Consider the following 12,415-nt stretch of genomic DNA (forward strand, 5'->3'; position numbering starts at 1 on the left):
TATTAGGCTGATGTTTTTTTTTGTATTAAATTGTCGACGTGTTTATAAATCATGTTCATCTAAGTAATTTTTTAGTAAAATCTAGAGGAAAAAAAGCTTCTTAAAAGAATTGTTAAACATATATATATTTATACTGATAAATAATACTCACCAATTAGTCAACCTGTAGGTGAAAATAGAAGAGTAATAGCACTTATACTTAATGCATAAAATCGGAAACTATATTGATCTTTCTTGATCGCTACCAACTTATCCTTTCTTAATCGTACAAAAAAAGATTAAGAGCAAAGTAGTTTGGAAAAAATGATAAAGAGATAATAGTTGAAATTTTTTATGAAAGGAATATAATAATAGTCAAAGATAGTCAAAGTCAGTAAAGGTGGTAAATAGGTGAAAAACATATCAGATATCATTGAACAATATCTAATGCACTACTTTGACATATCAGATAAAGAATATGTCGAAATAAAAAGAAGTGAAATAGCAAATAAATTTGACTGTGTTCCTTCTCAAATAAATTATGTAATAAATACAAGATTCACTTTAGAAAGAGGATACGTAGTTGAAAGTAAACGTGGTGGAGGAGGGTATATTCGAATTATTAAAGTGCAATTTCATGATAAAGCGAGTGTAATTGATCAAATATTAGACAGCTTTAGTAATAATATTGCACAGTCTAGCTCTGAAGACTATATTCGCTTACTGCTTGAGAATAGTGTAATTACCCAACGTGAAGCCAAGATGATGCTAAGTGTATTAGACCGTTCAGTAATAATGGTAAATTTACCTTATCGAGATGAGTTAAGAGCAAGAATGTTCAAAGCAATGCTAAGAAGCTTAAAGTTTAAATAGAATATGGAGGTTGCCCAAAATGATTTGTCAAGAATGTCAAGAACGTCCGGCAACATTACACTATTCTAAAATTATTAATGGTGAAAAAACAGATATACACCTATGTGAGAAATGCGCAACTGAATCAAACAATAAATATATTTTTTCTGAAATAGGTGGTTATTCTGTAAATGATCTGTTGGCTGGATTGTTTAAAGGAAATACTGGTATTTATGAAATGAAGAAAAATAAATTTCATCAAGATTCACATATTGAATGTCCCAGATGTAAGATGACTTTTCAAAAGTTTACTAAGATTGGACGTTTAGGTTGTTCAACTTGTTATGAAACATTTATGGATCAGATGAAACCAATTGTTAAAAGAATTCATAGCGGTAACGTAACGCACACAGGTAAGTTACCTCAAAAGATAAATGGTGCTATCTCTTTAAAGAGAAAGCTACAAGATTTGAAGTCTCAAATGAAAAATTTTATTGATAGTGAGAATTTTGAGCAGGCAATTAAGGTCCGGGATGAAATCCGTGATCTTGAGAAAGATTTACAAGCCCTTCAAAAGGAGGTGGAGTAAATTATGTCTATTGACCGTATTATTAATGAGGCAATAAGTCCATGGATGAAACAAGAAGGTCCTGATGACGATATAGTCTTAAGCAGCCGTATTAGGTTAGCTAGAAACTTTAATGCGTATTTGTACCCATCGCTACTTAGCCAAGATAAGGCTAAAGAAATTTGTCATTTAGTTAAACATTATTTTGAAGGAAGTACAGCTTTACCAAACGGACCTTTTGAATATATTGAAATTAATAAGTTAGAACCAGTAGAGAAAAGGGTACTAATTGAGAAGCATTTAATAAGTCCTAATCTAGTTCAAGAGTCCGTACACGGCGCATGTATACTATCCCAAGATGAACAAATTAGCATAATGATAAATGAAGAAGATCATTTACGTATTCAGGCTTTATTTCCTGGGTTACAACTTAGAGAGGCACTTACTCAAGCAAATCATATTGATAATTATATAGAAAGTCAGCTTGAATATGCTTTTGATGAAACAATAGGCTACTTAACGAGCTGCCCTACAAATGTTGGTACCGGATTAAGAGCTTCAGTGATGATGCATCTTCCGGCGCTAGTCATAACAAAACAATTTAACCGATTAATTCCTACAATTAACCAACTTGGATTAGTTGTAAGAGGAATTTACGGTGAAGGTAGCGAAGCTTTAGGTAATATCTTTCAGATTTCAAATCAAATTACTTTGGGGAAATCGGAAGAAGAGATAATAGAAGATTTAACGACAATTGTACAACAACTGATAAAACATGAAAAATCAGCAAGAGACGCACTTGCTAGAACCTCCTTAATTCGCTTAGAGGATCGAGTTTTTCGTTCTCTCGGTACTTTGAAGTACGGAAGAATAATAGAGACAAAGGAAAGTGCTAAATGTTTATCAGACGTACAATTAGGGATTGATTTAGGATTAATTCAAGGTTTGTCTAAAAACTTTTTACATGAATTAATGATATTAACTCAACCAGGTATTTTACAACAATACGTAGGTGATCAACTTACTCCTGAGGAAAGGGATATTAAGAGGGCATCACTAATACGCGAAAGACTATCTGATAAAAATAATTAATTATATGGGAGGAACCAATTATGATGTTTGGTCGATTTACAGAACGTGCTCAAAAAGTATTAGCTCTTTCTCAAGAAGAGGCAATCCGAATTGGACACTCAAATATAGGTACAGAACATATTTTACTAGGACTTGTTCGTGAAGGAGAAGGTATTGCAGCAAAGGCATTACTTGCTCTTGGATTAAGTCCAGAAAAAGTACAACAAGAAGTAGAAACATTAATCGGACGCGGCCAAGGAGTAGCTCAAACAGTTCATTACACACCGAGAGCTAAAAAAGTAATTGAATTATCAATGGATGAGGCTCGTAAATTAGGCCATTCTTATGTAGGAACAGAACATATTCTATTAGGTCTAATTAGAGAAGGAGAAGGCGTAGCAGCAAGAGTATTAAATAATCTTGGTGTTAGCTTAAATAAAGCTCGTCAACAAGTCCTTCAATTGTTAGGTAGTAATGAAAGTTCGTCTAATCATCAAAATGGTTCTGCAAACCAAGCAAATACTCCTACATTAGACAGCTTAGCTCGTGATTTAACAGTATCGGCTAGAGAAGGCCGCTTAGATCCAGTAATTGGACGTAGTAAAGAAATTCAACGAGTTATTGAAGTATTAAGTCGCCGTACAAAAAATAATCCAGTATTAATTGGTGAGCCAGGTGTAGGTAAAACTGCAATTGCGGAAGGATTGGCTCAGCAAATTGTTAATAATGAAGTGCCAGAAATTTTAAGAGATAAACGAGTAATGACTCTTGATATGGGTACTGTAGTAGCCGGAACTAAGTACCGTGGTGAATTTGAAGATCGTTTGAAAAAAGTAATGGATGAAATTCGCCAAGCTGGTAATATTATTCTTTTCATTGATGAACTTCATACATTAATTGGTGCAGGTGGAGCTGAAGGTGCAATTGATGCTTCTAATATCTTAAAGCCATCATTAGCACGTGGTGAGCTACAATGTATCGGCGCTACAACAATTGATGAATACCGAAAATATATTGAAAAGGATGCTGCATTAGAGCGTCGCTTCCAACCAATTCAAGTCGACCAACCAAGCGTAGAAGAGTCAATTCAAATTCTTCAAGGTTTACGTGACCGATATGAGGCGCATCATAGAGTATCAATTTCTGATCAATCAATTATTGAAGCTGTAAAACTATCAGACCGATATATTACAGACCGTTTCTTACCGGATAAAGCGATTGACGTAATTGATGAGGCAGGATCTAAAGTACGCCTACGTAGCTTTACAACACCGCCAAATTTAAAAGAGTTAGAATTAAAGCTAGAGGAAGTTCGTAAAGAAAAAGATGCAGCTGTTCAAAGTCAAGAGTTTGAAAAAGCAGCATCATTAAGAGATTCTGAACAAAGACTACGTGAGCAATTAGAAGATACGAAACGTCAGTGGAAAGAAAAACAAGGCAAAGAAAATTCTGAAGTAACAGTAGAAGATATCGCAAATGTTGTGTCATCATGGACGAATATCCCAGTTACAAAATTAGCACAAACAGAGGCAGATAAACTGTTAAATATGGAAAGTGTTCTTCATAAGCGAGTAATTGGTCAAGAAGAGGCTGTTGTTGCAGTTTCTAAAGCTGTACGACGTGCTAGAGCGGGATTAAAGGATCCAAAGCGTCCGATAGGTTCATTTATTTTCCTAGGGCCTACAGGGGTAGGTAAAACAGAACTAGCGCGTGCATTAGCTGAAACAATTTTCGGTGATGAAGATGCTATGATTCGAATTGATATGTCAGAGTACATGGAAAAACACGCAACTTCTCGTTTAGTAGGGGCACCTCCTGGATATGTAGGATATGATGAAGGCGGTCAATTAACTGAGAAGGTTAGACGTAAACCTTACTCAGTAATTCTACTAGATGAAATTGAGAAAGCTCATCCGGATGTGTTTAATATCTTACTTCAAGTATTAGAGGATGGTCGTTTAACTGATTCAAAAGGACGTACAGTTGACTTTAGAAATACACTTGTCATCATGACATCAAACGTTGGAGCAAGTGCATTAAAAACAAATAAATATGTTGGATTCAATATTAATGATGGTGAAAAAGATTATAAAGATATGAAAGGGAAAGTATTGGAGGAACTGAAAAAAGCATTCCGTCCAGAATTCCTAAACCGTATCGATGAAACAATTGTATTCCATTCATTAGAGAAGAAACATATTAAAGAGATTGTTCACTTAATGGTTAATAGCTTAACGAAACGTTTAAAAGAACAAGAAATTGATTTAGAGTTGTCAGATACAGCGATCGATAAAATTTCTGATGAAGGATTCGATGCTGAATATGGAGCTCGTCCATTAAGAAGAGCAATTCAAAAACAAGTAGAAGATCGTTTATCTGAAGAGTTATTAAAAGGTAATATTGAGAAAGGTCGAAAGGTCGTTCTTGATGTACAGGATAACGAATATGTTATTAGACCAGCAGTTGAAACTGTAAATCAATAAGTATGTATAAAGTTCATCCCTTTTTGTGAAGGAATTTTGAACATTTGATTGTAAAGTTATCTAATTTGTGAAAAAGGGCGTGAAGCCCTTTTTCTTATATCAAAAAAGCGTTAGGATAGACTTAGAATACATACTCTATTAATATAGAAAATCATGTAACAAAAGAGGTATACATATGGCTAAAAAGAAAACTAAATTCGTGTGTCAATCATGTGGGTGCGAATCGGTTAAGTGGGTCGGTAAGTGTCCTGCATGTAACGAATGGAATACAATGGTTGAGTTTATCGAACAACCTCCTAGTTCTAGGAGATTAACTTTTAATACAAATGCTACAACAGAAGGAACTAGACCCATTTCGATTATGGAAGTGGAATTAGGTAATGAAACTCGTATTGGAACTTCCTTCGAAGAGTTTAACCGGGTATTAGGTGGTGGAATCGTTTTAGGCTCATTGGTCTTAATTGGCGGTGATCCTGGGATTGGTAAATCTACGATGCTCTTACAGGTTTCATCTCAATTAGCTAAAAAGGATCATAAAGTTTTATATGTTTCAGGGGAAGAATCTCAGAAACAAATTAAATTAAGAGCAGAACGTCTAGGTGTCGCTACTCAAAACTTATATGTTTTATCAGAGACCGATTTGTCTTATATTGCGAGATATATGGATGAAATGGCACCAGATTTTGTAGTAATCGATTCGATTCAAACAATCTATTTACAAGAAGTAACATCTGCTCCAGGTAGCGTTTCTCAAGTTCGAGAATGTACGTCGGAATTAATGAAAATCGCAAAGACAAAAGGTATTCCGATCTTCATTGTAGGTCATGTGACAAAAGAGGGTGCAATTGCTGGCCCACGATTATTGGAACATATGGTAGATGCAGTGTTATATTTTGAAGGTGAAAGACATCATACATATCGCATATTAAGAGCGGTTAAAAATCGTTTTGGATCAACTAATGAGACTGGTATATTTGAGATGAAAGAGCTAGGATTGGTGGAGGTACTAAATCCATCTGAAATATTTCTAGAAGAAAGGCCATTTGGAGTAGCTGGTTCAACAGTTGTAGCATCGATGGAGGGAACTAGACCGGTACTTGTGGAGCTACAGGCACTAGTTTCACCTACAAGCTTTGGGAATGCAAGACGTATGGCAACAGGTATAGACCATAATAGAGTATCTCTAATAATGGCCGTTTTAGAAAAGAGAATGGGGCTTTTGTTGCAAAATCAAGATGCTTATTTAAAAGTTGCCGGAGGTCTGAAGTTAGACGAACCAGCCGTGGATTTAGCAGTCGCAGTAAGTATAGCTTCAAGCTTCCAAGATAAGCCCACAAATCCTACAGATGTAGTAATTGGTGAGATTGGTTTAACTGGAGAAGTGCGAAGAGTATCTAGAATTGAGCAAAGAGTACAAGAAGCGGCAAAGCTTGGATTTAAAAGAGCAATAATTCCATCAAAAAATATTGGAGGATGGAGTTTTCCTGAAGGAATGGAAATAATAGGTGTTAATACAGTACATGAAGCACTAAAATACGTGTTAGGAGGGTAGAAATGGAAGATCAAAAACAAAAAGCTAAATCAATGTTGCCAGTTTTACAAATGATCTCTCCGGGTACACCTTTGCGTGATGGCATAGACAATGTACTTCGGGCACAAACTGGCGGATTAATTGTACTTGGCTTTAATGATGAAACAAAGGAAATGGTCGATGGAGGATTTCATATTAATGACCCTTTCTCTCCAGCAAGTTTATATGAATTAGCAAAAATGGATGGAGCACTTATTTTAAATGAAAGTGGGACAAAAATCCTATTAGCTAATGCACAATTAATTCCGGATCAATCGATCTTTACAAAAGAAACTGGTATGCGCCATCGAACTGCAGAGCGTGTTTCACGGCAGACCGGAAACTTAGTAATCGCTATTTCACAAAGACGTAACGTTATTACACTCTATAAAGGGAACTTACGGTATACTTTGCGAGACATTGGCGTAATTTTAACAAAAGCAAATCAGGCAATTCAAACCCTTGAGAAATATAAGATTGTATGGAATCAAGGGATTACTTCACTTAGCATTTTAGAGTTTGAGGAATTAGTTACTTTATTTGAAGTCGTAAATGTTTTACATAGCGTAGAAATGGTACTTCGAATAAAAAATGAAATTAATAACTATGTAATTGAGCTTGGTGATGAAGGAAGGTTAATCGAACTACAGTTAATAGAGATAATTTCGGACCTTGAGGAGGAGGCATTACTTTTAATAAAGGATTATCATTATAATAAGGAACAGGATCCAAAGACAATCTTGTTAAAGCTACAAGAATTAGCCAATGAAGAATTGTTAGAGGACCATGCCATTATTAAATTGCTTGGTTATCCAAATAACACGAATCTCGAGGAAATGGTAGAACCAAGAGGTTACCGAATGTTGATGAAAATATCTAGATTACCGCCATTAGTAATTGAAAATTTAACACAACGGTTTAAGCATCTTAAAGGGATCTACAAAGCTACCCTTGCCGAGTTAGATGACGTAGATGGCATTGGCGAAATTCGTGCGAAGAAAATCAAAGAAGGTTTAAAGCGAATTCAGGAGCAACTGTATATCAATAGACATAACTAAGTTATTTCGTCTAAGATAGAGTTGATTATATTTTTAGTTAACCTATAATATATAATTATTTATTTAAAGGAGGTGGCGAAGTGATAAAGAGGATCGTTCAAGTTATTTATATCTTTGTCGGAAGTACGCTAGGTTTAGTGCTTTTTCCACTATTAGATAAACTGTTAAAAACAGATATGCCTAATATTTTGCATAATTCATATGTGCAAGCTTTAAGTGGAGCAGTGATCTTTTTTATTTTATCGCTTTGGTTAGTTGATCCAACAGTAACATTTATCAAGTATATTGAGGAAAAATTATTAAAAGCTCCTATTTCAATGATTTTGTTTGGTAGTTTAGGACTTGTTTTTGGACTTATTCTGGCATTTCTTATTTCATTGCCAATTGACTCAATTAGATTGCAATACGTTTCATCAATTATACAAATAGTTGTTACGATTTTATTAGGCTATTTAGGCTTTCAAGTTGGAATTAAAAAAAGAGAAGAATTATTAAGTTTGTTTACCTTATCTTCAAGGTCAGCTAAGAAAAAAGCCGCTGAAGAACAGGAAATAGCTGAAATACCAGTAAAAATATTAGATACAAGTGTAATCATCGATGGTCGAATTGCTGATATATGTCAGACTGGATTCATCGAAGGAACAATTGTGATTCCACAATTCGTATTAGCAGAACTACAATATATAGCAGATTCTTCAGATACATTAAAACGAAATAGAGGACGAAGAGGATTAGATATTCTAAACAGAATCCAAAAAGAGCTTGCTATGAAGGTAGAAGTCTACGAAGGGGATTTTGAAGATGTTCCTGAAGTTGACGCAAAGTTAGTTAAGCTTGCAAAATTAAAAAGTGGTATTTTAGTGACGAATGATTTTAATTTAAATAAAGTAAGTGAACTTCAACAAATTAAAGTTTGGAATATTAATGACCTTGCGAATGCAATTAAGCCAGTAGTGCTACCTGGAGAAGTATTAACGGCATTTGTCGTAAAAGAAGGTAAAGAAAAACTACAAGGTGTGGCTTATTTAGATGATGGCACAATGATTGTTGTAGAAGACGGTAAAGAATCGATTGGAAAACGAGTAGAAACAGTGGTTACGAGTGTACTACAAACTTCTGCAGGACGTATGATATTTGCAAAAGTAAAGTAAGTTAGAGGGGTAAACGTAAAATGCAATATAAGGTCATCATTCCAGCAGCGGGATCTGGCTCTCGTATGGGTGCAGGCTTCAATAAATTATTTATTAAAATAATGAACTCACCAATTATTGAATTGACTTTAAAAGTATTTGGTGAAGATGAGCGTTGTAGTGAGATTATCTTACCAATAAAAGAATCAGAGAATCAGTTCTTTGAATCGTTAAATTTACCACACTTTATTAAGCAAAAAATAACCTTTGTAAAGGGTGGCTCAGAAAGACAGGAAAGTGTCTATAACGGTTTAAATTCAATAAAAGATACTGAGAGCTTAGTTTTAGTACATGATGGAGCAAGACCTTTTGTGACTAACTCGGTTATTAATCGGATTCTTAGTAAGATGGAGGAACATCAGGCGGTTATCTGTGCGGTTCCGATGAAAGATACAATAAAGAAGGTTGTTAATCAAGAAGTAGTTGAAACAATCGATCGTTCTACATTATGGGGAGTACAGACTCCCCAAGCATTTACATATAAATGTTTACTTGAGGCGCATCAAAAAGCAACCCGGGCTGGATATTTAGGAACTGATGATGCAAGCTTAGTTGAATGGAACGGAAGTAAAGTTTTTGTAGTAAATGGAGATTATAATAATATTAAAGTAACAACAAAAGAAGATTTGTTTTTTGCCGAAACAATCTATGAACAATATAGAGGTTAGAAGGTGCTTATATGTTTAGAATAGGACAAGGATTTGATGTCCATGCATTTGCGGAAAATCGTCCTTTAATTATAGGTGGAATAGAAATCCCGTATGAATTAGGTTTATTAGGTCATTCTGATGCTGATGTACTCCTTCATACTATATCGGATGCTTTATTAGGAGCTGTTGGAGAAGGAGATATCGGAAAACATTTTCCAGATACAGATCCAGACTTCAAGGATGCTGACTCTGCAAAGCTACTACAGCATGTATTTCAAATTGTAAAAGAAAAAGGCTATGAGCTAGTAAATGCAGACTGCACAATCATTGCTCAAGCACCAAAAATGGCACCATATATACAAGTCATGAGAGAGCGAATAGCAGAATTGCTTGAAACGACAGCCGATCGTATTAATGTAAAAGCGACAACAACTGAAAAGTTAGGTTTTACAGGAAGAAAAGAAGGAATTGCTTCCCAAGCAGTTGTATTGTTACAGAAGAAGGCTTAAACTAATAAAGTATATTAATTATTCAGTGGAGAGTGTCTATAAATGTCAAATAGAGTAAGAGTTCGTTATGCACCTAGTCCAACGGGTCATTTACATATTGGAAATGCACGTACTGCGTTATATGTCTATTTATTTGCTAAACATTTTAATGGTGATATGGTACTACGTATAGAGGATACTGATATTGAGCGTAATGTTGAAGGTGGCGAAGAAAGCCAAGCGAAATATTTACGTTGGTTAGGTATTGATTGGAATGAAGGTCCAGATAAAGGTGGCGAGTACGGTCCTTATCGTCAGTTAGAAAGATTAGACTTATACAAGCAATATGCTAATGAGTTAATTGAAAGTGGACATGCGTATAAATGCTATTGTACAGAGGAAGAACTTACAGCAGAACGTGAAGCACAAATAGCTTCTGGACTTCCAACTACACGTTACAACGGAAAATGTCGTCATTTAACAGACGAAGATCGAGCTGCTAAAGAATCAGCGGGTGCAGAATATACGATTCGTTTTGCAGTTCCTGCTAATGATACTTATGAGTGGGAAGATATCGTTCGTGGAAATATTAAGTTCGAATCGAAAGATATTGGTGACTGGGTTCTTGTTAAAAAGAACGGAATTGCTACTTACAACTACGCGGTAGTAGTTGATGATGCATTAATGAAAATTAGTCACGTACTTCGTGGAGAAGAGCATATTTCAAATACGCCTAAACAAATAATGGTTTATCGTGCATTAAATTGGGATGCTCCAGGTTTCGGTCACATGGCGGTTATCGTAAACGAAAATCGTAAAAAGCTTTCAAAACGTGATGAATCTGTCTTACAATTTATTGAACAATATCAAAACCTTGGTTACTTACCAGAAGCGTTATTTAACTTTATTGCTCTTCTTGGCTGGTCACCAGTTGGTGAGGAAGAAATTTTCAGCGAAGAAGAATTTATTAAAATTTTCGATCCTAGCCGTTTAAGTTCTGCTCCAGCTATGTTTGATAAGCAAAAACTAACATGGATTAACAATCGATATATTAAAGAGCAGCCGTTAGAAAAAGTAGTAGAAATTTCATTACCACATCTAATTAAAGCTGGTTTTGTTAATGAAGAACGCACTGCGGATGAAAATCTATGGGTAACAAATTTAGTTGCTTTATATCAAGATCAAATGAGCTTTGGTGCTGAAATCGTTGAATTATCAAGTTTATTCTTTAAAGAAGAATTAACTTTTGGTGAAGAAGAACAAACTGTTATTTCAGAAGAGCAAGTGAAGGATGTACTTTCAGCATTAGTTGAAGAGCTTAACGCATCTGAAGAGTTTACAGTTGATTCAATCAAAGCAGCAATGAAATCAGTTCAAAAGTCAACTGGTCATAAAGGTAAAAAATTATTTATGCCAATTCGTGTTGCGACAACTGGTCAATGTCATGGTCCGGAATTACCAGCTGCGATGACTTTATTAGGAAAAGAAAAAGTAATTGCTCGTTTACAAAAAATTATTGGTTAACATTTTGTTAAATTTGTAATATATATAAGTAATATTCATATAAGTAAAATGTTGATAGGGAAAAGTACATGTTTACTCGTTACCCAGAGAGAATCACAATGGTGAAAGTGATTTTAACGATATTCATGGAAGTGCCCCCTTGAGTCCTTAGCCGAAAAAATTATTTAGTAGGCTTAGGCGGTGGAAACCGTTACATTACATGAGTTGAGATAAATTATTTTATCTAAACAGAGTGGAACCGCGCTATTAAAGCGTCTCTGTGTATTTAATTACACAGGGACGCTTTTTGTTATTTAGAGACAAAAGATCAAGTTTTTAATAAATTCTTTAAGGGGAAATGAAGATGCTAAAGTACATGAAGGAAGATGTAGCGACGATATTTGAACGCGATCCAGCCGCTACTAGCTATTTAGAAGTAATTCTTACTTATGCTGGTTTACATGCATTATGGCTTTATCGGTTTGCGCATTATTTCTATCGGAAAAAATGGCACTTTATTGCAAGAAGTATTTCACAGTTTGCTCGATTCTTAACAGGAATTGAGATTCACCCAGGGGCTAAAATTGGTAGACGATTTTTTATCGATCACGGAGCAGGAGTAGTAATTGGAGAAACATGTGAAATAGGTGATGATGTTACAATTTATCAGGGAGTAACATTAGGAGGAACTGGTAAGGAAAAAGGCAAAAGGCATCCAACCTTATTAAGTGGAGTACTAGTAGCAACCGGTGCAAAAGTACTAGGCTCAATAACAATCGGAGAAAATGCAAAGATCGGTGCAAACTCAGTTGTATTAAAGGATGTTCCAAATAATACTACGGTTGTTGGTATACCTGGTAAGATAGTTGTTCAAGATGGAATTAGAGTTAATAATCAATTTGATCATTGTGATTTACCTGACCCAGTAGCAGATCGACTACTTCAATTAGAAGCGGAACTAGAAGAGTTAAGAAGTTTAATGAGAATATCTGAAAGGAAGTAA

Annotated in this window: 11 protein-coding genes and 1 other annotated feature; all 11 genes read left to right on the forward strand. The window is 35.0% G+C overall.

Going from position 1 to position 12,415, the window contains the following annotated elements:
- Nucleotides 1-426: 426 nt before the first annotated feature.
- The 11 genes from CN692_RS24940 (at nt 427) to cysE (ending at nt 12,415) form a co-directional block, all read left to right on the forward strand.
- On the forward strand, nt 427-852 hold the full coding sequence (locus tag CN692_RS24940; protein ID WP_373604989.1) for a CtsR family transcriptional regulator: 426 nt from the start codon (nt 427-429) through the stop codon (nt 850-852).
- A gap of 19 nt (nt 853-871) precedes the next feature.
- Nucleotides 872-1,420: a UvrB/UvrC motif-containing protein gene (locus CN692_RS24945; RefSeq protein ID WP_098121831.1), complete on the forward strand. Its 549-nt coding sequence runs from the start codon at nt 872-874 to the stop codon at nt 1,418-1,420.
- A gap of 3 nt (nt 1,421-1,423) precedes the next feature.
- Nucleotides 1,424-2,491 (forward strand): protein arginine kinase, encoded by a 1,068-nt coding sequence (locus CN692_RS24950; RefSeq protein ID WP_098121832.1) that lies wholly within the window; start codon nt 1,424-1,426, stop codon nt 2,489-2,491.
- A 20-nt stretch (nt 2,492-2,511) separates the two neighbouring features.
- The gene (gene clpC, locus CN692_RS24955) at nt 2,512-4,953 is read left to right on the forward strand and encodes an ATP-dependent protease ATP-binding subunit ClpC (protein ID WP_098121833.1); all 2,442 of its coding nucleotides are present in this window, start codon (nt 2,512-2,514) and stop codon (nt 4,951-4,953) included.
- Between the two features lie 175 nt (nt 4,954-5,128).
- The gene (gene radA, locus CN692_RS24960; RefSeq protein ID WP_098121834.1) at nt 5,129-6,505 is read left to right on the forward strand and encodes a DNA repair protein RadA; all 1,377 of its coding nucleotides are present in this window, start codon (nt 5,129-5,131) and stop codon (nt 6,503-6,505) included.
- A 2-nt stretch (nt 6,506-6,507) separates the two neighbouring features.
- Complete coding sequence (disA, locus tag CN692_RS24965; RefSeq protein WP_098121835.1) at nt 6,508-7,581, forward strand: DNA integrity scanning diadenylate cyclase DisA; 1,074 nt, start codon at nt 6,508-6,510, stop codon at nt 7,579-7,581.
- An 80-nt stretch (nt 7,582-7,661) separates the two neighbouring features.
- Nucleotides 7,662-8,732, forward strand: a complete 1,071-nt coding sequence (locus CN692_RS24970) for a PIN/TRAM domain-containing protein (protein ID WP_098121836.1) — start codon at nt 7,662-7,664, stop codon at nt 8,730-8,732.
- Between the two features lie 20 nt (nt 8,733-8,752).
- The gene (gene ispD / locus CN692_RS24975; RefSeq protein ID WP_098121837.1) at nt 8,753-9,439 is read left to right on the forward strand and encodes a 2-C-methyl-D-erythritol 4-phosphate cytidylyltransferase; all 687 of its coding nucleotides are present in this window, start codon (nt 8,753-8,755) and stop codon (nt 9,437-9,439) included.
- 11 nt (nt 9,440-9,450) lie between these two features.
- Nucleotides 9,451-9,930 (forward strand): 2-C-methyl-D-erythritol 2,4-cyclodiphosphate synthase, encoded by a 480-nt coding sequence (gene ispF / locus CN692_RS24980; RefSeq protein WP_098121838.1) that lies wholly within the window; start codon nt 9,451-9,453, stop codon nt 9,928-9,930.
- Between the two features lie 42 nt (nt 9,931-9,972).
- Nucleotides 9,973-11,433 carry a glutamate--tRNA ligase gene (gene gltX / locus CN692_RS24985; RefSeq protein ID WP_098121839.1) on the forward strand — a complete coding sequence of 487 codons (1,461 nt, stop codon included), beginning with the start codon at nt 9,973-9,975 and terminating at the stop codon, nt 11,431-11,433.
- A gap of 42 nt (nt 11,434-11,475) precedes the next feature.
- Nucleotides 11,476-11,695, forward strand: a binding site (T-box leader).
- An 81-nt stretch (nt 11,696-11,776) separates the two neighbouring features.
- Nucleotides 11,777-12,415, forward strand: coding sequence for a serine O-acetyltransferase (gene cysE / locus CN692_RS24990; protein WP_097978211.1), 639 nt, complete (start codon nt 11,777-11,779; stop codon nt 12,413-12,415).

Source organism: Bacillus sp. AFS002410, from assembly GCF_002556365.1.
Classification (GTDB): domain Bacteria; phylum Bacillota; class Bacilli; order Bacillales; family Bacillaceae_G; genus Gottfriedia.

Bases quoted from the DNA above. Each gene is read 5' to 3' on its own strand.
- ispF (WP_098121838.1), top strand. From the start codon at position 9,451: ATGTTTAGAATAGGACAAGGATTTGATGTCCATGCATTTGCGGAAAAT.
- CN692_RS24945 (WP_098121831.1), top strand. From the start codon at position 872: ATGATTTGTCAAGAATGTCAAGAACGTCCGGCAACATTACACTATTCT.
- clpC (WP_098121833.1), top strand. From the start codon at position 2,512: ATGATGTTTGGTCGATTTACAGAACGTGCTCAAAAAGTATTAGCTCTT.
- gltX (WP_098121839.1), top strand. From the start codon at position 9,973: ATGTCAAATAGAGTAAGAGTTCGTTATGCACCTAGTCCAACGGGTCAT.
- cysE (WP_097978211.1), top strand. From the start codon at position 11,777: ATGCTAAAGTACATGAAGGAAGATGTAGCGACGATATTTGAACGCGAT.
- radA (WP_098121834.1), top strand. From the start codon at position 5,129: ATGGCTAAAAAGAAAACTAAATTCGTGTGTCAATCATGTGGGTGCGAA.
- disA (WP_098121835.1), top strand. From the start codon at position 6,508: ATGGAAGATCAAAAACAAAAAGCTAAATCAATGTTGCCAGTTTTACAA.
- ispD (WP_098121837.1), top strand. From the start codon at position 8,753: ATGCAATATAAGGTCATCATTCCAGCAGCGGGATCTGGCTCTCGTATG.
- CN692_RS24940 (WP_373604989.1), top strand. From the start codon at position 427: ATGCACTACTTTGACATATCAGATAAAGAATATGTCGAAATAAAAAGA.
- CN692_RS24950 (WP_098121832.1), top strand. From the start codon at position 1,424: ATGTCTATTGACCGTATTATTAATGAGGCAATAAGTCCATGGATGAAA.